Annotated in this window: 17 protein-coding genes; 7 read left to right on the top strand and 10 right to left on the bottom strand. The window is 62.4% G+C overall.

Annotated elements, in window-relative coordinates:
* Positions 1–22: 22 nt before the first annotated feature.
* The 6 genes from ACZ5J0_RS03065 to ACZ5J0_RS03040 all read right to left on the bottom strand — a co-directional run bounded on the left by ACZ5J0_RS03065 (position 23) and on the right by ACZ5J0_RS03040 (position 7,333).
* The gene (locus ACZ5J0_RS03065; protein ID WP_166841293.1) at positions 23–1,210 is read right to left on the bottom strand and encodes an acyltransferase family protein; all 1,188 of its coding nucleotides are present in this window, start codon (positions 1,208–1,210) and stop codon (positions 23–25) included.
* Entirely contained in the window at positions 1,207–2,904 is a 1,698-nt protein-coding gene (locus ACZ5J0_RS03060; RefSeq protein WP_464094146.1) for an FAD-binding oxidoreductase, read from the bottom strand. The genes ACZ5J0_RS03065 and ACZ5J0_RS03060 overlap by 4 nt, the downstream gene beginning before the upstream one ends.
* On the bottom strand, positions 2,904–4,175 hold the full coding sequence (locus ACZ5J0_RS03055) for an FG-GAP repeat domain-containing protein (RefSeq protein ID WP_166841292.1): 1,272 nt from the start codon (positions 4,173–4,175) through the stop codon (positions 2,904–2,906). Before ACZ5J0_RS03055 ends, ACZ5J0_RS03060 begins: the two co-directional genes overlap by 1 nt.
* Positions 4,172–5,389 (bottom strand): MFS transporter, encoded by a 1,218-nt coding sequence (locus ACZ5J0_RS03050; protein WP_166841291.1) that lies wholly within the window; start codon positions 5,387–5,389, stop codon positions 4,172–4,174. The genes ACZ5J0_RS03055 and ACZ5J0_RS03050 overlap by 4 nt, the downstream gene beginning before the upstream one ends.
* 5 nt (positions 5,390–5,394) lie before the next feature.
* The gene (gene wecB / locus ACZ5J0_RS03045) at positions 5,395–6,576 is read right to left on the bottom strand and encodes a non-hydrolyzing UDP-N-acetylglucosamine 2-epimerase (protein ID WP_166841290.1); all 1,182 of its coding nucleotides are present in this window, start codon (positions 6,574–6,576) and stop codon (positions 5,395–5,397) included.
* A 67-nt stretch (positions 6,577–6,643) separates the two neighbouring features.
* A complete protein-coding gene (locus ACZ5J0_RS03040; protein WP_166841378.1) occupies positions 6,644–7,333 on the bottom strand; it encodes a hypothetical protein in 690 nt (229 codons plus the stop codon).
* A gap of 202 nt (positions 7,334–7,535) precedes the next feature.
* Between ACZ5J0_RS03040 and ACZ5J0_RS03035 the strand changes: the two genes are divergently transcribed.
* Genes ACZ5J0_RS03035 through galU form a run of 5 tightly spaced genes read left to right on the top strand, consistent with a single transcriptional unit; the run spans position 7,536 to position 11,704 of the window.
* The gene (locus tag ACZ5J0_RS03035; RefSeq protein WP_166841289.1) at positions 7,536–8,396 is read left to right on the top strand and encodes an alpha/beta hydrolase; all 861 of its coding nucleotides are present in this window, start codon (positions 7,536–7,538) and stop codon (positions 8,394–8,396) included.
* A 1-nt stretch (position 8,397) separates the two neighbouring features.
* The gene (locus ACZ5J0_RS03030) at positions 8,398–8,919 is read left to right on the top strand and encodes a hypothetical protein (RefSeq protein WP_166841288.1); all 522 of its coding nucleotides are present in this window, start codon (positions 8,398–8,400) and stop codon (positions 8,917–8,919) included.
* Positions 8,916–9,914, top strand: coding sequence for an LLM class flavin-dependent oxidoreductase (locus tag ACZ5J0_RS03025; RefSeq protein ID WP_166841287.1), 999 nt, complete (start codon positions 8,916–8,918; stop codon positions 9,912–9,914). The genes ACZ5J0_RS03030 and ACZ5J0_RS03025 overlap by 4 nt, the downstream gene beginning before the upstream one ends.
* Entirely contained in the window at positions 9,886–10,767 is an 882-nt protein-coding gene (locus ACZ5J0_RS03020; RefSeq protein WP_166841286.1) for a hypothetical protein, read from the top strand. The genes ACZ5J0_RS03025 and ACZ5J0_RS03020 overlap by 29 nt, the downstream gene beginning before the upstream one ends.
* Positions 10,760–11,704, top strand: a complete 945-nt coding sequence (gene galU / locus ACZ5J0_RS03015; RefSeq protein WP_166841285.1) for a UTP--glucose-1-phosphate uridylyltransferase GalU — start codon at positions 10,760–10,762, stop codon at positions 11,702–11,704. Before ACZ5J0_RS03020 ends, galU begins: the two co-directional genes overlap by 8 nt.
* A gap of 64 nt (positions 11,705–11,768) precedes the next feature.
* Here the strand turns inward: galU and ACZ5J0_RS03010 are convergent, their stop codons facing one another.
* A complete protein-coding gene (locus ACZ5J0_RS03010) occupies positions 11,769–14,945 on the bottom strand; it encodes a S8 family serine peptidase (protein WP_464094145.1) in 3,177 nt (1,058 codons plus the stop codon).
* A 259-nt stretch (positions 14,946–15,204) separates the two neighbouring features.
* On the bottom strand, positions 15,205–17,865 hold the full coding sequence (locus ACZ5J0_RS03005; RefSeq protein WP_464094144.1) for an exo-alpha-sialidase: 2,661 nt from the start codon (positions 17,863–17,865) through the stop codon (positions 15,205–15,207).
* A 115-nt stretch (positions 17,866–17,980) separates the two neighbouring features.
* Here ACZ5J0_RS03005 and ACZ5J0_RS03000 point away from each other — a divergent pair, with 115 nt between their 5' ends.
* Together ACZ5J0_RS03000 and ACZ5J0_RS02995 are read left to right on the top strand one after the other, a co-directional pair.
* Positions 17,981–18,928: an NAD(P)-dependent oxidoreductase gene (locus tag ACZ5J0_RS03000; protein WP_464094143.1), complete on the top strand. Its 948-nt coding sequence runs from the start codon at positions 17,981–17,983 to the stop codon at positions 18,926–18,928.
* A gap of 145 nt (positions 18,929–19,073) precedes the next feature.
* Positions 19,074–20,042, top strand: a complete 969-nt coding sequence (locus ACZ5J0_RS02995) for a manganese catalase family protein (RefSeq protein WP_464097214.1) — start codon at positions 19,074–19,076, stop codon at positions 20,040–20,042.
* 62 nt (positions 20,043–20,104) lie between these two features.
* Here the strand turns inward: ACZ5J0_RS02995 and ACZ5J0_RS02990 are convergent, their stop codons facing one another.
* The gene (locus ACZ5J0_RS02990) at positions 20,105–20,395 is read right to left on the bottom strand and encodes a DUF1540 domain-containing protein (protein ID WP_142936774.1); all 291 of its coding nucleotides are present in this window, start codon (positions 20,393–20,395) and stop codon (positions 20,105–20,107) included.
* Between the two features lie 128 nt (positions 20,396–20,523).
* On the bottom strand, positions 20,524–20,706 hold the full coding sequence (locus ACZ5J0_RS02985; protein ID WP_142936775.1) for a hypothetical protein: 183 nt from the start codon (positions 20,704–20,706) through the stop codon (positions 20,524–20,526).
* Positions 20,707–20,941: the final 235 nt, after the last annotated feature.

Below are 20,941 nucleotides of genomic sequence, written 5' to 3'. Positions count from 1 at the left end.
TGTTCTCCTTCTTCTTCCGCGTCTACACCACGGTTGCTGTGGCCCGATCAGGCTCAGGCTGTACCTGATTGTGTCGCGGCCGTGCCCATCGGTCCATCACGGGCTTCTCCACGAGGGCGTACAGGGCCCATCCGCCCAACAGCGTAGCCACGAAGAACCCGGCCACCACCAACAAGGCGACGGGCGTTGGGTATACATCGTCACCTAGGAGGATGCGGCCGTAGAAAATCACCACTCCCTGGCACAGGTAGAAGCCAAAGGAGATGTTCCCCAGCCAAACCATTGGTTTGGAGCCGAGGAAGCCGGTACGGCCTGCGATGTCCCGGGTGGCGACGGTGCAGATGATTGCAGCGACCGGAATGATGGTTGCCACATTGAAGGAGTACACAAACGGGACCACCATCGCAGCGACATAACCGACGACGCACAGAAGAAGACTGTGCCACATCTTCAAGGGAACCCAACGCCCGGACAGGACGATCCGGGCCAGGATGGAGCCCAGAATGAATTCGAACAGGCGTGCCGGCGGGAAGATGTACCCGAACCAGAACTGGGCCTCGGAGATCGGTGTCAGAGCCGAGACGGGGGTAGCGGGGATCAGGTAGGTGGTGACCAGCTGAACTGCGATCATCGCAGCGACCATGATCCATGCCCAAGCCCAGAGGCGGTTGCCTGGGATCTTCCGGAGAGGGACCATCAGCAAGGGGAACAGCATATAGAACAGCAGTTCGCTGTTCAGCGTCCATGAGGGCGGGTTCACCGCGACGTAGACGGAGGCGTCAGGGATGAATGAATTCACCAGGAAGAAGTTGCTGATCCATCCCAGAGGAGGGTTGATGGCGGCTGCGAACAGGATCATCGACAGCACCCACATCACCAAGTGGTTGGGGAAGATCTTGAGCAGTCGGCGGCGCCAAAACTGCCGTTTTGGCTCCCCCGGTTTCGACGCCCACGCCAGCAGGAATCCGCTGAGGACAAAGAAGAACGACACACCGACATATCCTGCTTTGCTGACCAGCCATTCAAGCGTGGATCCGAGCTCGGCGTCCGCGAACGGATTGATCGGGTCATTTGGCGGTATGGGTGAGTTGGACAGGGTGATGTGGAAGAAGAACACCAACAGCGCGGCGAAGAATCGCAATCCTGTCAGGGACGGCAGCTTGCTGAGCCGGGGCCGTGCGGCGGATGCTTCCGGGACTGGGGCGGTCATGAGTCACTTCCCGTCGGGAGTTCGATGCCGAGGCTGTGAGTGAAGTAGTTGGTTGGGTCCCAGCTGGCCTTGGCACGTTGGAGCCGCGGATAGTTGTCCTTGAAGTACAGGGTTTGCCAACCCACCCCGGAGCTGTTGTGGTCCGTGGTGGCAACATCGACGTCTGGATAGTTGATGTAGCAGCCATCGAGTTGGTCTCCGGGCACGGGCACCCCACCGGTGCTCTTGAACATGCCCTCGTAGGTTTCCCGCTCCCAGCCAAGGTAGAAGTCATCATCGGCGGCATCCGGCCAAAAAGTTTGGAGGCAGAACTTGAACGCGGATTGGCGCTGGGCGTTTGCTGTGGCGTCAGGGGCTACGGCGTTGACCTGCCCGCCGAAGGAGAAGAGAACCAGCATCGTGTTGGGATTGGTGAAGTCCGGTCGGCTCATCTGCCCGTAGAGCACCGCAATCTGGTCATCGGTGAACTTCCGGTTCAGATAGGCCGATTTGTGGGCGCCGCGACTGGTGGGGTTGGTGATGACGGGATTATCGGTCCCCACCAAGCGGGTTGCTTGCAGCCACGGGATTTCCCGGGTCTTGAAAAACTCCGGCATAGCCGGAATTTCCCCGTTGGGCTTTTCCACGGGTTCGGCGGTGATGGCAACCCCGTCGAGGATTGCCGCCACATAGCGTTCCATCACGCCCTTGGCGTCCGGGGCTGCCGCGTCGATCTGGGTGAACATCCCCAGGCTTCCGTGGGCCTTGGAGCTGACGTTGAAGAGGCTGCTCAGATGCGATTCCGGGGTGCCCGGTTGGCGGTATTTCTCGTGCCATGTTCCGAAGTTGGTGATGAGGCGCCGGAATCTAGTTTCATCCAGCTGGTCCCATGGAAGAGAGATGGCGCTGACCAAAACGGTGGAGGGTGCCTTGACCAGCTGGTCTGAGGGCTTCTTGTCCTGTGTTCCCGGTGATCGGAACCAGTACTTGGTGACGATGCCCCAGTTGCCGCCGCCCCCGCCGGTGTGCGCCCACCACAAGTCACCGAGCTCACCTTTGTCGTCGCGGGTGGCGGTCACGGTGCGGACTTTACGACGATCGTCCACCGTCACCACTTCAACGGCGTAGAGATGGTCCACCACCAAGCCGTGCGAGCGTGAGAGAAGGCCGTAGCCGCCACCCGCAATGTGCCCTCCCGCACCCACGCTGTAGCAGATGCCTCCGGGAACGGTGACGCCCCAGTTCTTGTACAGCGTTTCGTAGACGTTCATGAGGCGGGCGCCGGGTTCCACCGCAAAGGCGCCCATCTTCTTGTCGTAGTACACCGCGTTCATCGGGGACACATCGAGGATGACCTGGACGGAGGGGTTGCAGACAAAATCGGCGAAGCAGTGGCCGCCGCTTCGGACCGAGACCTTCTTCCCGGTGCGGACTGCTTCGCGGACAGCATCCTCTGCGTCCTTGGTGCTGGTGATGAGCCGGACGTAGTCGGGATGGGAGACGAAACGCTGGTTGTTGCCTGTCATGAGGTCCGCATAGCGGGTGTCCCCGGAGTTGATCACCGAGCCGTCAGGCACCGTTGCGGAGCCGGTAGCGGCCTGGGCTTTAGGGACATTGGCGGTTCCGAGTGCGGCCAAGGAGGCTGCTGCAATGGTGCCGGCGGAACCGGCCATGAAGAAGCGTCTGCCAACGCCGGTCTTTTCTGTGGTTGTCATCAGTTCGATCCTCCGCGCTGGACGGTGTTGTTCGGGTGCAGGGTGATTTCGGCTTTGGGGGCAACGAAGTAGTGCTGGACCGAGTAGGAGATGGTGGCGAAATCCTCCGCGCCGTTGCCGGTAAAGTCACCGGCAACGATCCGGGCGATGGACTCGCCGGAGACTTTCCATTTCAGGAACAGGCCCTTGGCCAGATCTACGGCTTTGTAGTAGTACGCGCCCTGCCAGGGTTCGGGACCGCGCAGGCCGATCAGGAATTCATCGTCTCCGTCCCCATCGAAATCGCGGCACATGACGGTGTGTCCGGGGCCTTCACCGTTCTGGTTCGGGTCCCCGTAAATATCCAGCAGGTGACGGGTCCACCCCGCGGCCTCAGCGTCTCCCCCACTGCGCACGTACACGGCAACGGTGTTGCCGTGGAAAGGTTCGATGGCTGCGACGAAGGCAAGTGGGTCATCGCCGATGCGTCCGCCGTCGACGTCGCCGCTGCCTTTGAAGGTGGTCTTCTCGAATTGGCTTTCTTCACCGTCTCCGATGTGCTGCCACGCCCAGCTGCGGTTGTCCTGGTCGTAGTAGAGCCAGGTGACGCCTTCATCGGAGGCCATGAGGATCGAGTCCAGCGGTGAGCCGGGAATCAGTCCACCCTTCTTGGCGACGCCATGGATCATTCGGAAGTCCGAGTCGCTGATGATCTCCTTGTCCCATTCGGCGCGAGGGTCATCCGTGGGGGTGAAAAGCACCACGGGAAGGACTGCGTGCACGTCTTCGACGGCAACGATCGGGAACCCGATGATCTGGATTTTGTCTGTGCGCGTGAAGTGACCCACGCGCAGGCGGTGCATGCCGATGGCGCGCCCGACGTAATGACGTTTCCAGTTGTCGGTAGCTTCTGACGGGTTGCCGGGGTTTTCCAGCCAGTCGATCTTGCCGCCCTCGGGGTCGGCGTGGTGGATGGTTCCGCCAGGACCGTAAAGCTGGTAGCAAACCACCAGGTCCGTGGTGCCGTCACCGGTGATGTCACCGAAGTCCATGCCGACGGGTTCCTTAATCTTGTCGAGCACCAACTTCTTTTCCCAGGTGGGGTTCTTGTACCAGTAGATTTCACCGACTTTCAGGCCGTAGCCGACGAGGTCGGGCTTGCCGTCGCCGTCGATGTCTGCCGCCTCCAGCCAATAGCCATCGCGCAGGAAGTCCGTGACTGTCTCGGTTCCGAACTCCGGTTCGGTGACGTCCAAGGTGGGTGTGGTCTTGGGGAGCGCCGTTGAGGTCATGAGAGTACCTTTCGTGTGAGTGCAGGTGATGGTGCTGTTTCCGGCGTGCCGGCGGGTGGGGTGTTCGTGCGTTGCAGCGCCAACGACGCTGACGCTATGAGAGCTACAGCGATGATGGCCAGGCCTGCACCTACCCAGATGGGCGAGGCCAGGCCAAACCCAGCCGCGATGGTTGTCCCGCCGAGGTGGGCTCCGATCGCATTGCCGAGGTTGAATGCGGAGATGTTGACACCGGAGGCCAGTGTTGGCGCCCGGTGAGCGAAGGACAGGACACGGGTCTGCATGCCGGGCACTGCCGCGAATCCGACAGCGCCGAGGAGGAACAGCGTCACCGCTGCACCCCACGGATTGTGGACGGTCACGGTGAACACCAGCAGAACAAAGGTCAGTGCCGACAGGAGGATCAGCAGGGATTTGTCCAGGTTTCCGTCTGCAGCCTTGCCACCGAGGATGTTCCCGGTGAACAGCCCGGCACCGAAGATGACCAGCATCCACGGCACGGCCCAAGCCGGCATCCCGGCCAGTGAGATGAGCATCGGCGCTATGTAGGTGAAGGCACCGAACATGGCCCCGAACCCGAAGACGGTGACCAGAATGGACAGCCATACCTGGCCGGATGTGAAGGCCCCGAGCTCACGACGAAGCTGTCCAGGTCCGCGTTCGACCGCGTCCTGCGCAGGGACGTAGGCGATCAGCCCGGTCAGGGCAATGACCCCCACGATGGTGATTGCCCAGAAGGTGGACCGCCAGCCGAGCTGTTGGCCCAGGAACGTGCCCATCGGAACGCCGAGGACGTTCGCGATGGTCAGCCCGGCGAACATGATGGAGATGGCCCTGGCTTTGCGATCGGGCGTGACCAGGTTCGAAGCCAACACGGCACCAATCCCAAAGAACGCCCCGTGGCACAGTGCGGCCACAATTCGGCCGGCAAACATAGTGGTGTAATCCCCTGCCACTGCCGACAGAAGGTTCCCCAGAATGAAGAGCACCATCAAGGCGCAGAGGACCGTCTTGGGGCGAAGGGCCGCCGTCGCGGCAGTCACCAACACCCCTCCAACGGCCACGCTGAGTGCGTAGCCGGAAACCAGGTGCCCTGCGACCGGGATGCTGACGGAGAAATCCGCGGCAACCTCCGGCAACAGGCCCAGGATGACGAACTCGGTGAGGCCGATGCCGAAACCTCCCACCGCGAGGGCCAGCAGGCCCAACGGCATCCTCGTCATGCTGCGGTTCGCGTCTGTGCCGGCACGAAATCTGCACCGGGCACGAACGGCATGGCAGCCGGGCCCAACTTGAAGTAGTGGGCCACCGCAGCAATGGTTCGTTCGGTGGCTTTGCCATCTCCGTAGGGGTTAATGGCTGTCGCCATCTCCATGTAGGCATTCGCATCATCGAGCAGGCGTTCCACCTCGTGAACGATCTGGCCACGGTTTCGGCTGACCAGGCGCGAACTTCCCGTCAGGATCGATTCGCTGCGTTCGGTGATTTCACGCAACACCAGCGTCGGCTTACCCAGCGCAGGGCCTTCTTCTTCTGCCCCCGAGCTGTCCGAGAGGATCAGATCGCTGCGCTGCAAGAGCCTGCAGAAGCTCAGGTAGGGAAGCGGGTCCACCATGTCCACGTTGGGGATACCACTCAGGATCGGAACCATGACCTCGCGTACCTTGGGGTTCAGGTGAAGTGGAACAACGATGCGGACATCTTCCCGGCGCCGGGCGATGTCAGCCAGTGCCGCGGCAATCTCCCGCATCGGACGGCCATGGCTTTCGCGTCTGTGGGTGGTGGACAGAATCACCTTGCGGGGATCGCTGTCGAGATCCGTCAACGCCGGTTCCCCGTAGCCGCGAAGGTTGTTCATTCCCCATTGAAGGGCATCGACTATGGTGTTCCCGGTGATCACGATGGAGTGTTCCCGGACGCCTTCACGGATCAGGTTGGCGCTGTTTCCCGGAGTGGGGGCCAGATGCAGTGCGGCGATCTGCGCCACCAGCTTCCGGTTCACTTCCTCCGGGAACGGCGAGTAATTGTTCCCGCTTCGCAGGCCGGCCTCGACGTGGATGATGGGCACGGAGCGGTGCAGTGCGGCCAGGGCGCCGGCAAGGGTGGTGGCGGTGTCCCCGTGGACCATGACGGCGTCGAGGCCTTCCATGTGGTCTCCGGAGCAGAGTCCCTCCAGTATCCGGTGGGTCACCTGGGAGAGGGTCTGCTGTTCTTTCATGATGCGCAGTTCAACATCAGGGGTGATGCCGAATTCCTCCAAGGTGCTGTCAAGCATTTCACGGTGCTGGCCCGTGGAAATCAGCACCGGGCGGAAACGGGGATCCTGGATCAGAGCGTGGATGATGGGGGCGAATTTCACAGCTTCGGGTCGTGTACCGAAGACAATTCCAATGTTTTTCATTGCTTCTTTCCTGAAAATGGGCGTGAAGGACCTGCCGGTTGTCGCCGGCGGATATGAGACGGAGTGATTAGCTGAGGTGGTATTCCAGCGCGAGCCAGATACAGTCTGTGTCGGCCCGGTACTGGTGCCACGGGTAGGTGAAGGTACCCTCCCGTTCCAGACAGAACGGCACAGGGTTGGTATTGCCAGGGCTCAATAGCTGGTCCTCGTAAATGGACCTGTGTTCCTGCGAGGTGAACTTCTGCATGCGTCCAAGCCCGGAAATCTGGGTGTGAACCTCGATGAAATCATGCCGGTTGTGTATTCCGCAGTCGGTTCCTGCGGGGCTGAACCACAGATTGGCCTTCACAGTGAAAGCCTTCTCCCCCGGCGCCAGGCCGGGCTGGCGAAGAACCAAGGCGGGGTCCAGCAGGACCGTCCCCAGCGTGTCCTGCGTGGAGCGCAGCAGGACCGGCTGTCCAGCCTCGGCACCATAGAAGTCGGCCCATCCGAGATCCCTTGCGCGCTGTTCCCCGTTCTGGACCGTCTCCACGGACAGCACAGCGAGCAGGGCCCCTGTGATGGAACCGCCGTGGAGAATCGTTGAGCTAAAGGCCGGCAATGCCGCCGACTGTCCGTGACCGACGGAGGCGTCGCTACCAGCCAGATTCACCACGACGACGGGCCCTGTCACCTCGTACTGCTGGACATCCCGCAGCACGACGGCATGAGTCAACTCGCTGCTAAAGGACAGTTCTTCCAATAGGACAGTTCCCACAATTACCCCCAAGGTCATCATTCAATCTCTGCGCACCTACGGATCGGCACAAAGAAGTGGAACGGTGCGAAACCTTCGCCAGGCCACAACACTGTCCCACTGGAGCAAGTATTGGCAGTGCCAGGCAAAGTTATCCACCCCCTGTCAGTGATAGGCAGAGCAGGGACAGGCGCGGATCCTCCATGGCGTGAAGGATGAAAGCATGACTTCAGATACTTCTGCGCTGCCAGGGACCCCGCGCCTCCGCGAAAAACGGCCCCCTGCGCCGCGGCCGGACATCAATGTGCCGTGGTCGGACCTCTTTGTGCAGGGGGCGGACGATGCCGATATCCGGTTGCGCATATATGAAGCCGCAGCCCGCCCGTCCGTAACACTGGTGTGGGCCCATGGCGGCAGCTGGACCCGTGGATCGATTGAGGGCTGGCATGAAGCGTGCGCCGCTCTGGCCTCTCTGGGCACTGCAAGGATCATCAGCGTGGGCTACCGGCTTGCTCCCCGGTGGCTCCACCCCACCGCCGTGATGGACATCGCCGCAGCCACTCTCTGGGCACAGCAAACGTACAACCACCCGGTCCTAGTGGGCGGTGACAGCGCAGGTGGCACCCTGGCTGCGGGAGTCGCACTCTGGTTCCGGGACAATGGACTGCCGCTTCACGGACAAGTCCTGGCCTACCCTCCCCTGGATCCCGAGTGCAGCGCCGCCTCCTACCGGCACAGCAGGTCCTTCCCACCCCGATCATTGTTACTGGATGCGTGGGGCGAGTACGCCGGCTCCGGGACTGACCTCCGGGAACGGCTGTACCTTTCGCCGCTGCACGCCACTAAACTCACTGGGCTCTGTCCTGTCTCACTGATCGTCGGCGCGGCCGACCCGGTGCGTGACGACGTCGAGCAGTTCGCCCAACGGTTGGCAGCATCATCTGTCCCTGTGGATCTGGAAGTAAGCCCGGCCGTCGCCCACGGACACTTCCTGGACAGCTCGCGGGCGAACCCGGTCCATCGGTGGATCCAAACCCGCCTGAGCCTCAAAAACAACCAACCAACTACAACTGAAGGAGCATGAGATGAGCACCACCACCAGCCCGGACGCCGCCTACACCAAAGCGCTGCTGCGGCACTTCGCTGACCTCCGCGATGGAACCCACGGAGAGGCCGTCAGCCGGCAAGACAAGGAAGCTCTCTTCCGATCCGCCGTTGATCTGCTGGAACCCTACGCACGCCAGGCCCTCGATGAGGTCAACCAGGTCCTCATGCTGGGGCAGGGCACCGTGGAATCCTCCGGGATCGGCCGGTCACCGGACACCGGCCTGATCTGCTCCTGGACGCTCCGATGGGCAGAACAACGCGCTGCGGGCATCCCTCCAATCACTATTCACGCCTACTACGGACGGGGTTTCCATCACCCCCACCTGCGGGGCGGGACGGTCAAGGAATGGCCGCTGAACGTGTTTACCCCCGAACAAGCCGCACAGGAACTGCCGATCCTGCGCGCTATTGCTTCGGCCGAGATCCACAACCTCGTTTTCCTGGCCGACTACACGATCGTTCCCTCTTCCAAGCCCGGCACCACCACCTCGACGCGATGAAGCTCTCAGTCCTCGATCAGTCCCCCATCGCCGCGGGCCACAGCAAGGCCGGTGCCTTGGGTGAAACCATTGCGTTGGCCCGCGCTGCCGAGGAAGCCGGCTACCACCGCTTCTGGCTCGCCGAACACCACGACTCCCCGGGCTTCGCCGGCACCACGCCCTCGCTGATGGCGATGGCCGTCCTTGATGCCACCACGCGGATCACCGTCGGTTCCGGCGGGGTCCTGTTGGGCCTGCACGAGCCGTGGCAGGTCGCGGAGTCCTTCGACATCCTTGCCGCCTTCCATCCGGGCCGCGTGAACCTCGGCGTCGGCCGGGCCGGCAGCGGCGGTACGGGTTCCTTCAACGAGAAGATCATTGAACTGCATGCACGGCTTGGCCTGATGCCCGGAACGGAGGGGCGGGATGATCTGGACATCTGGCTGCTGGGCGCCGGCACCGGCTCGGCGCCCCTGGCCGCCGCCACCGGGGCAGGCTACGCCCACGCCCATTTCCTCAACACCGGAAGCAGCAGGACAGCGCTCGCGCACTACCGGGAGAACTTTCATCCCGGTCCGGCGCGGAGGGAACCGGAGGCACTGCTTGCGGTGCGGGCCATCGCAGCCGACTCCGACGCCAAGGCACAGGAAATCGCCAACCCGGTGAGGCTCTGGAGGGCACGGAAAGACCTCGGCCTGGACGAACCTTTCCCCATCAGCACCCGTCCTTCAGGCTGGTCCGCAGAGGAGCTTCGCCGGGCTGAAAATAACGAAAGCCGGCTGATCGTCGGCGCCGCCGAAGATGTCGCCCACCAGCTCGCCACCCTGGCGGAAGACCTGGGCGTCGATGAACTGATGATTAGCAGTCCTGTTCCCCGGTTGGAGGACCGCATCAACTCCAACTCGCTCATAGCCCGGGCCTTTGCCCACCTGTCCCCCGGAGACAACCTGTCCCCCGAAGACAATGGCGCCCAGGAAGGGGCAAGGAGTGCATCCCCTCGTTTCAGCCATTCATGACACTGCCAGGCACCACCCTGGCAGTGTGGCGCTTCGGTGGAATTGCCATGACTTCCCCTACGCTGCCGTGCACAGAGATATCAACACCCGTGCACTGGCCATGCAGCTCAAAGGCGTGCGGGCAGGTGAGCTGGTGGCTTTTGGCGCAGTCCCGGGCCCGGAAACCATCGTGGAATCCGCGGCGCTCTGGGCACTCGGAGCTGCAGGATTTCCGCTCCCGTCAAGCGCCGAAGGACAGCTTCCGGCTCACGCGATCCTTGAGCAGGCCACCGGCTTCATGCACCCTGACGGGGACTACCTCAAAGCCGCCGCCGTATCCGAGCCGACCTCATCCTTTTCATCCGCCGTATGGCTTCACGAGGGGTCCGATGCCGGGACAACCGCGGTGAATCTCCAGCAGTTCGTCGATGTTCTCCAAGGCGCTGAAAAAAGGTTCAGCCTCTCGATGCGCACCGTGCTCGGACTCACCAGCGTGGTGCACCCAGGGTCCATGATCGACGTGTGGGCGGTTCTGGCCGCCGGTGGAACAGTCGATCTGGTCAACCACCACGAATCACTGACCGGAGACTGCTTGAAGCAGCACCTCAGCGAGACCGAAGCGGACCTGCTGGTGGTGCCATCGGCGCTTCCCCAGCGGCTCAACGACTTCCCGGGGTCCGTATTCGCTCAGTTCCGGGACGTCATCACCCTCGAACCCTTCGACAGCAATTCCCGTACCACTTTGGCGGACGCGTTCCCGTGCGCCATTTTTCACTACTGGGACCCCGCAACACCTGTTGATGAGATGTCCGACTACTGCCCGGCGGACTTCGTCGCCGGTAACAACCACAAACCAAAGGATTCCCATGCGTAAAGCAGTCATTCCCGCGGCAGGGCTCGGAACAAGGTTCCTGCCGGCTACTAAAGCGATGCCGAAAGAAATGCTTCCCGTCGTCGACAAGCCTGCCATCCAGTATGTCGTGGAAGAAGCCGTCCGGGCAGGTATCACCGACGTCGTCATGATCACCGGGCGAAACAAGCGGGCCTTGGAAGATCACTTCGACCGCGAGCCCTTCCTCGAGCAAACCCTCATAGCCAAGGGAGATCACGCAAAGCTGGCAGCCGTCCAGGAGTCCTCGTCGTTGGCGGATCTGCACTACCTGCGCCAGGGCGACCCGAAAGGGCTGGGCCATGCCGTCCTTCGGGCGCGCGCGCACGTCGGCAATGAACCATTCGCGGTGTTGCTCGGTGATGACCTGATCGACGAACAGGACAGCATTCTGGACGAAATGGCCCAGGTCCAGGAACGCACCGGGGGCTCAGTCGTGGCCTTGATGGAGGTGGACCCCGAACAGATCAGTTCCTACGGTTGTGCCGACGTTGCCTCCAGCGAAGTGGACGGGGCTTTCAGGATCCGCGGCCTCGTCGAAAAACCTGAACCTGACCACGCGCCGTCGAACCTTGCCATCATCGGCCGCTATGTCCTGCACCCGCGGGTTTTTGAGGTCCTTGAGGAGACGCTTCCAGGCCGTGGAGGGGAAATTCAGCTGACGGATGCCCTGCAAACCCTGGCGGTTTCCGAAGGCCCGGGTTCCGGCGTGTACGGTGTGGTCTTCCGCGGCCGGCGCTTCGACACAGGCGACAAACTGAGCTATCTCAAGGCCGTGATGACTGTCGCTTTGGAACGCGGGGACACAGGTCCCGGGATGCGCGAATGGCTCCGGGAGAATGCTTGCCTCAGCGCCACAGACCAGCCGGAAAATCTCCTCGCCGGAGAGCTGCCATTCATACGCGAGCCAGCAGGTGCTTGAGGATTAAGCACAGTGGCCGGTGGGAAACCCCACCGGCCACTGCCGTTATTGGATCAAGCGGAAACTAGCCGGCGTTGTTGCTCTGCGTCGGCTCGTCAGCGCGGATCTTGCCGCGGGGCTTCTTGTCTTTCTTGTCCTTCTTGGGATCTTCCTCGTCCGGGACCACAACGGCTCCGCCCGGGTTAACCAGGACGGTGACGAAGCTTGGCTCGCTGGTCCCTGCGAAGGTCAGGCGGCCAATGTAGGAGCCGGGCTCCAGGTTCTTCCAGTTCAGCGAGATCTGACCGGTCTTGCCGTTGGCGAGGCGGATCGGATTCGGCGTCACGGTGGCGTTGCCCTGGTTTGCGCCCAGGACTGCAGCGTCAACAGTGGCCTTGGTGGGCTGGTTGTTGGGGCTCGCGTACAGGTTGGCGTAGACGTAGTAGTCGCCAGCTGCCGGGTTGGGTACGGACAGGGTTTCGCTGGCAGAGGCCGTGGCGGCAGGCAGTTGCTGACCGGAAGGCGTCACCACCAGCATGTCGAAGTCCGCGGCCTCGTTGGAGGAGATAACCGAGAACTTGGCCAGCGCGCTGTTGGCGCCAACGGTTACCTTCTTCACGTAGTTGGACGCGTTGGTTTCGCCGGCAAACGGACCAGGAACCAGCTCGACTGCCGAGGAATCCGCCTTGGACAGGCCATCAATGGTCACACCCACCGGCAGGTTGGTGCCGGAGGTGATGTTGATGGTTGCCGAGCCGTTGGGGCCCGTTCCGGTGAAGGCGAGCGCCTTGTCCGCAATGACGGATTGCGGCCGGACGGCGATCGGCGAGGTGACGGTCTTGTTGGCACCCTGCCAGTTCAGCGAACCCATGGCGAACTTGCCCAGCTCGGCGTTCTTGTTTTCGAACTGAACCTTGAACGTCTTCTTCTCACCGGGAGCACCGAACGTCAGTACGGACGGTGTGACCTTGACGTTGACACCCGGGACGTTGGCTGTTGCCCGGTAGGTTCCCGCCGTCAGCGCCGTGAGGGTACGCGTGACTTCGATCTTCCCGGCCAGGTTGCCCAGGGCGAAGGAAGGTACGTTCATGTCGCGGGCAGCTGTGGTGCCGAGCCCCTCCATGCCCAGGTCCATGCCCGTGCCTTGGATGAACTTGAGATAGTCCTCGGTGGTGGCGTCGTACACGAGGCCCGGTGAAAGGACCTTGGCCGGATCAACCTGACCCGCGCCGGTGGCGAAGACGTCCTTGTTGACGGCACCGTTGGCCAGCTTGACCGGACCTGCGGTGGTCATCATGGCGGACTTCACCGTGGCCGGGGACCACTGCGGGTTCTTACCCAGAATCAGTGCGCCGAAACCGGCTACGTGGGGTGAAGCCATGGACGTTCCGGACAGGAAGCCGAAGTTGTCTCCACCGGTTCCGATCGGCGAGACGCCCGCGAGGATAGCGACGCCGGGAGCGGACACGTCAGGCTTCAACAGGTCAGAATCCGTAGCGAGCAGCGGTCCGCGGGAGGAGAATCCGGCGATCTGCGGCTGCGCTTCAGCAGGCAGTCCCGTGGTGTCGCGGTTCAGCAGGGACACGGTGACGCCCGGGTTGGCCGTGACCTTGTCCTTGATGGTCTGCGTTGCAGGCGGGTTCACATGGACGGTGGGGATGACGTGCTTGTCAGTGTCCAGCGAGGATTCCGTGAGGTTCACCAGGATCATGCCCACGCCACCGCCGCGCAGGACCTCGGCGCTCTTGGCCGTTCGGTCAACAACACCACGGTCGCAGACAACAACCTTGCCGGCTACCTTGGCCGGGTCCAGTGAGCCCGGAGCACACAGGGCCGCATTTCCTTGGCCGCTTGCAGCGCTGGTGGACAGCACGACGCCGGCCCCGGTCACCTCGCGGTTCATGATGGACGCTCCGCGGAACTTGCTGCCATCGGAGAACTCAACAGTGCCCTGGAGCTCCTGCGAGAAGGAGGTGGCGGCTACCGTGGTCAACCACGGCGCTCCGTGGTTCACGGTGCTGGCAGTCGGACCGGAGTTACCGGCCGAGGTGGCCACGAAGATCCCTGCGGAAGCTGCTGAGAGGAACGCCAAGGAAACCGGATCCGTGGTGGTGGTGGTTGAACCCGAAATGGAGTAGTTCAGCACGTCCACGCCGTCCAGGATGGCCTGCTCGATCGCGTCAACTGAAGCGGAGCCGTAGCAACCACCGGTGGCGGGATCGGTGTCTTCCCAGCAGACCTTGTAGACGGCGAGTTTGGCGGCGGGTGCGATCCCGCTGGTGGTTCCGAAGCTGCGGCCATCCACTACGGCGTCAACGTTGGCGTTGCCCGCTGCCGTGCTTGCCGTGTGGGTGCCGTGGCTGTCCACGTCCACAGGAGAGATGACTTCCTCGGAAGCGCGGTTTTCCGGTGGGACTGTTTCCAGGAAGGCGTCCGCGAAGTAGTGGGTGCTGAGGACCTTGGAGTTGCAGGCGCTGCCATCGTAATCCGCGCCGGTATCGGTACCGGGCTGGCATTCGCCCACGAAAGTATCGCCGTCGGCCTTAAGCATGGCGATCTTGCCGTCAGCGGTGCGGTACGGAACCCCTACCTGGGGGTTCCCCACCAGCGGACCAACGGGCTCCCCGGCGAAGAACGGGTTGGAGGGGGTGTACCCGGTATCGATCACGCCAACCACGGTGCCCTTGCCGGCGTTGTCCTGGCCGCCGTATTGGGTAGCCCAGGTCCCGTTGGGGCCGCTGAGCTTGAGGAAGTCGGTGGTGGAGTAGTCCGGAGCGTACTGCGTGTCCGGTGCAACCATGAGGACCTTGGGGTCCTTGGCAAGGTTGATGGCCTGGTCCGCCGTGAGGTTGGCACTGAAGCCGTTGACGGCGGTAGTGAAGTCACGCTTGATGGTGACGTTTTCCTGCTGGGCGACTTCCTGCTGCTTTTGCTGGAGGTGCTGCTGGTATTCCTTCACCTCGGCGCTGTCTGCGTCGAGCTTCTTGCCTTCCTCCGGCTTGGTGGGCGCGAGGCCTGCCGTGCCGCCGTCGTAAGTCGCTGCAGGTTTCTCGGCCAGGACCACCATGTAGCGGCCGTCCTTGTAGGCGCTGGGGTCAAGGTTCTTCTTGGCCACGCCTGCACCATTCCCGGGCGCCTCCGGCGCGGGAGCGGCCTGGGCGGGCATCGCCATGGACGAGAGCAGCAACGGCAGGCCGACGGCGAGCGCCGCAGCCTTCCGGAGTCCCCCGCTTCTGACGAAGCTCTTTCCTTGTGATTTCACGAGTGGTTGCACCTTTCACTGAGGGAGGACCGGGCTCCATCGCCCAGGCCTGTCAACTTTAAGTTGGTTGAACCTTTGACAGTTCTTGTCAAAGCAGCGCAACCAGCCGAGTCACAGAGTACCTAGTGAGAGCCGAATATGACATACAGCACATTTCAAGATTTTTGTCTTGTCACAGCGAGGGTGATTCGTCAGGGAATGACAAACGGCGGACCGCTGCAGAGTACTGCGGTCCGCCGCTTACTTCCGAGCCAATGAGCTAGCCCTTCGGTGTCACCTGCATCCGGTCAAAGGAGACCTGGACGCCGTTCTGATCCAGGACCACCACGTCATCCCGGCCGTTCTTCACGTCGGCGGGAAGCGTGAACTTCACCGTGTTATCCGCCCCCGGAAAGTTCCAGCCAAGGCGGTAGCCCGTTTTGTTCAGGTACAGGTAGTACCACTGACCATGGTCAAGGCCGTTCAAGACCACTTCCTGGCCCGTCCGGTATTTCTCTGCCGTACCCAGGTCGAACGCCGGCGTGCCGAGTTCCTGGCGCGCGATGGCCGGTTCCGTGTCCGGCTTGGTCCTCAGCTCTACCGGGTCACCATTCACGGTGATGATCGTGGTGGTCTGCCCCGCCGAGCTGACTTCCCAGGTGGTCTTTGGAATGAAGAACCCCTGCTCAGCTTCTTCGGCAGTGACGGTGTGGCGCGGGGTGGCGCACTGGTAGCTCTGGCCGGCCGGCAGCACGCTGTAGCGGCAGTTGCCCGGCCCTTCCGGCAGGAACGGGCTGAAGTTGCCGGCGGTGGGGACCACCTTCTCCACCAGCGGGCTCGTGTTCTTCACAGTGAAGGTGTACGGGACCTGGTCACCGGCTGCGTATGGCTGGGTTGCAAGGTCACGTCCGACGTCGGCACGCGCCCCGCTGATATCGGCCGTCAGCAGTCCGTCGCGCAAGGCGACCGCAGCGCCGGTAAACGGCACCGTTTTGGTGAGCGACGGCGTCGTGCTGGCTGTGATGCTGAAGCTCGCCTCCGGCACAAAGTAACCGCGCTCAATGTCGGCCGCGGTGATCACGTGCTTGGCGGTGGTGCAGTTGTAGCTGGCACCTGCGGCCAGGTTGTTGTACCGGCAGTTAGGGGCCGACGGCGGCAGGAACCCGAAGTCAAAGCTCCCGGAAACCGGCACCGCGTTTGCCGTGACGTTGGCAGTGCTCTTGACGTTGAGCGAGTAATTGAGAACATCGCCCACTTGGTACGGGTTGGCGACCATATCCCGGGCAGGTGCAGTTCCCGTGATGCTCAGGCCCACCTGCGGGGCAACCGGCACGGTGGCGGTGAAGGTGAACTGCGAAACCCTGCCATTCGCGGTGGTGAATGCTGCATTGAGGTTCTGCGGACCGCTGGCGTTGGCCGGTGCCGTCAGGGCAACGTTGACGGTCACCGAGGCACCGGGGGCGATGTCGGGAACCGGCACCGTGGTGGCCGACCAGCCGCCGGGTGTGTAGACGGTGGCCGTTGCGCCGGACAGGGTGCTGGCTTCCTGGTTGGTGACGGTGACGGGCACCTGCTGCGTAGCACCGGGCGCAGTGGTGACAGCCGGGACAGACAGAGGGGCGCAGACGTAGTTCAGCCAAGCATCGTCGAACTTGGCGAAGGGCATGTTGTCCGTGTAGTTGCCTTCGTAGAGGACCCCAAACTTGCCTTCTTCCAAGCGGGTCACCGTGGAGTACGCGGAGAAGCCGGAACGGATGGTGCGGACGCCGGGCCAGGTGGCGCCGTCGTCGCAGGAGACGCGGGCCGAGACGTTTTCGCGGCCGGTTTTGGAGTTGGCGTTGGTAAAGATGAGCTTCTTTGCATCAGCTGAGCCCTGCGCCGCGTTGGGGAACATACGTGCGATGGCACCGTTGTTGGCGGGATCCGGGAGCTCGGTGTCCTGGGTGACCGGACCGTACGTAGCGCCGCCGTCCGTGGAGATGGCCACTTTGCGGTAGCCCTGGTTGGCGTTGTCCCGGGAGTTCAGGAGAACGCGGCCGTCGGAGAGTTCCACGGTCTTGTTCTCGTCCATGCGGTCCCCGACGTTGGCGCCCTTGTGCCAGGTGGCGCCGTGGTCATCGGAGTAGACGGAGTAGGCCTGGATCTTGTTGGTGCCATCTGCTTGGCGGACATCGCCGGCGTATTGCTGAATCAGGCGCCCTTTGTACTGGCCATATTTGAGTTGGATACCTTCCCCGGAGGAGGCGAAGTTGGACCTGATGTCGCCGGCGACAGGGTTCGTCTTGCTGGTGCCCGGCTTGGTGACGTTGGTGATAAGCCGTGGCTGGCTCCATGTGACGCCGGCGTCCGAGGACTCGATGACGGCGGAGGAGATCACGGTCCTATCGGCGTCATTGTTGCCGAATTGGCTGCCGCCGAAGCCTTGGTCTTTGGAGTAGACAAAGAAGGCGAATACCTTGCCCGCTTCAGCGTCATAGATATAGGACGGATCACTGTAACCATATTTCGGCCCGCTGGCATCGCCAACGTGTCCGGCGGCAATGGCGGTCACGGGCCCCCACGTCCGGCCGCCATCGGTGCTGCGCCGCTGCACGATCGAGTTGGGGTTGGGAGCGTCCGCCGCTGAACCCGGACGTCCGTCCCAAGCAGCAAGGACCACGTTGTTGCCCAGGTAGGTCAGGGCGGGAATCCGGTAGAAGAAGTTGGCTGCGGTACGATCCGCGCCGATGTTGGCCTCGGTGAACGTGCCCGGGGCTGCTGCGGGGTTGTTGGGCGGAATCGGGGCGGCTGTGGCCGGAAGAGCGAGCCCGGCCAGGAGGGCAGCGCTGAGGGCGCCGGCGGCTGCTGTTCGCGCAAAGGATGAAGATCTCAAATCGAGGGGTCCTTTCGAGTGGGTGCTACGTGCTACGTCGAACGTCCTACAACCTCTGGACGTCCTCATACCCTAAGGTGTTCGCCGTCACATTGCCAGAGATGAAGCGCAGAAGGCTTCGTTTGGCGGCGAAGCGGTAGCCTCGAAAGCGAAACCGAACATCGCTTGAGCCACTGGAGTTGCCGTGAAAATCCTCGTCCCGGACACCATCAAACTGGACCTCCCCCACCTTGCTGCGGCGGGCGATGAGATGGTGACCTACGCGGTGGAGGAGCCTATCCCCGCTGACCACCGGGATGCCGAGGTCCTGGTGGTCTGGCGGAACACCTCGGAGAACCTGGCCGACGCAGCCCGCTCGATGCCCAACCTCAGGCTCGTCCAGACGCTCGCTGCCGGCCCGGACTCGGTGCTCGCCGCCGGCTTTGCGGAGGGCGTTGCGGTGACGTCCGGCCGATCCCTCCACGACGGCCCCGTGGCCGAACATGCGCTGGCATTGATCCTGTCCGCCGTCCGCCGCTTGGACGTGCTGCTCGATTCCCAGAAGTCAGCCACCTGGAACGCTCCCTACAACGCGGAGCAGTCCAACCCGGCAACGGAACAGCTCTACACGCTCGACGGCGCCAAGGTCACCATCTGGGGCTTCGGCTCCATCGCAGGGCGGCTCGCTCCCCTGCTGGCCGCACTGGGCGCGACGGTCATCGGCGTCGCCAACTCCGCGGGCGAACGCTATGGCTTCCCCGTGGTGTCCACGGACGAGCTGCCCGAGATCCTGGGCACCACGGATGTCCTGATTTCCATCCTGCCGGCTACGCCGGAAACCACTGACGCCCTGAATGAGGACATCCTCCGCAGCCTTCCGGCAACCGCCGTGTTTGTGAACGTGGGCCGCGGCGCAACGGTCGACGAAGACGCACTTCTGACCGCCCTTACCGAGGGCCGCCTGCGCGCCGCGGCCTTGGACGTGACCAAGGTTGAACCCCTGCCGGCAGACTCGAAGCTATGGGCCGCCCCCAACCTGATCATCACCCCGCACGTCGCAGGAAACCGACCCAAAGGCTCGGCTCGCCTGGTCACAGAGAACGTCACCGCACTAAAGGAAGGCAAGCCGCTCACCAACCAAGTGGCCGGCTAGATCCCACCCCTTTTCCTCACGGGATCCAATTCCTCACAGGATTTCGTTGCCTCCGAATAGTAAGCATGCTTATGGTATGTGAGTCCGGGGTGGCCAGCAGAGGGTTTCCATCCCACACGGAGCATGAGACAACGTGAGGAAACGTATGTACCTGCACACCCAGCTTCTCATCAATGAAATCGCCGCCGACGAGCCGGATCCTGCAGCCGCCAATGCCCTCCAGGAAGGCCTGGGCGGCCAGTTCGGCGAAATGCGCACCATGATGCAATACCTGTTCCAGAGCATGAATTTCCGGGGTGACGCGGCGTCGAAGCCGTACAAGGATCTACTGCAGGGCATCGGCACTGAAGAGATCAGCCACGTGGAGCTCATCGGAACCACCATTTCCCAGCTCCTTGACGGCTCACCCCGCTATCAGGGCAAGAAGTCCGATCCCGTGGACCAGCCGGGCGCAGGGGGATCTACTCCCTTGAAGATCGCACTGGACACCAGCAACATCCACCACTACTTGGTGGGCGCTCAAGGTGCCCTGCCTGTGGATGCCGCCGGTAACCCGTGGAGCGGCTCGTACGTCTACAACAGCGGCAACCTGGTGCTGGACCTGCTCTACAACCTGATGTTGGAGTCAACGGGCAGGCTGCAAAAGTGCCGCATCTACGAAATGACGGACAACAAGACCGCGCGTTCCACCATCGCGTACCTGATTGTCCGGGACCAGGCGCACGAGAATGCGTATGCCAAGGCATTGGAGAGTCTGGGTGTGAACTGGGGCAAGCTGCTGCCCATACCCAAGACCAACGCCGAGCAGTTCCCGGAGGTGAAGAAGCTCCTGGACAAGGGACTGCAGAGCATCCAGTACACCTTCAGCGCTGACAATCTCAGCGAAGCAGGCAAACTCTACCGGGGAGCTTCTCCGTCAAACGACGGAACCGAGTTGAGCACCGACGTCATGCCCGACGGGTTCCCCATGTCGGTCTCACCGGAACGCAAGGAAGAATTTGCGCCCGGCCTTGATCCGGAATTGATGGCCCTGATCCAAGCCACGGCAGAACAGGAAATGAAGGACGCGGACAGCCCCAAGGAAGCCAAGTCCACGTCGGCCAAGAAGAAATAACGAACCACAAAAAGGGTCCCCGCCTTAACCGAGGCGGGGACCCTTTTGGTAGGTGGTAGAGATCAGGAGTGCTCGTACGTCAGGCAGTCTGCAGCTTCGCGGCCGGGACCCACCTTGACGTCATGTGCCTCGCACATGAGGTTGTTGTTGTGGACGCACTCGGAGCGCTGGCAGGCACCAACGTGGGCGAGGACCTTGGGAAGGCCGCCCATGGCATTGGTGTCAATGAACGTTGCGCAGGAAGCGTGATCCTGGCTGCCACCAATGGTGATGCCAAAGGCTGTGCAGCCGTCATGGTTGAATCCGCAGCTGCCAACGCTACAGGCGGATACTTCGGCAATGTGTTCGGTCATTGTTCCTCCTGGTTGGATCCTGAATAATACTGAGGCTAAACCCCGCGTGTATTACCCAAGCTACGCCCGAATCACGCCCTTTAACCTCTTCGAATAGCGCATTTGTATGTGCGCTAATGCCCGGAGGATTATCGGGGAGTTCGCAGGGCATCACTGATTTTGGCACGTGTTTCGGCGTCCAGAGGCGCCGTCACGCGATTGTCTCTCGCCACCCGATCCGCCCTGATCTTCTGAATGACCATCCGGCCCAAACCAGCAAAAACGGCTGCGGCCACAACGCCCAGCACCATCGATTTCGGTTTCTCAGCCATGCCGCAATCCTAGTGACGCGAACCACCCGGCGAAAGTGCCGCCGTCGGGCCCTCATCTGGTCCAATTTCCTCCGCCGCGGCGGGGTGTCCTCGCGCAATCCGGCTGAATAGGGTATGTGCGCCGCTCCCGGTAGAATAGGTGTGCAAGCTCGCGGAGCGCCCCCCATGCCGTTCAAACATTGCAGTTCACCACCGTGTTTAACCCTGTGTTCAAGACGCTGTTTGAATGCGGCTG

The sequence above is a fragment of the Arthrobacter sp. DualSoilB13 genome (assembly GCF_055389195.1).
This window is presented reverse-complemented; position numbering and strand designations above follow the sequence as displayed.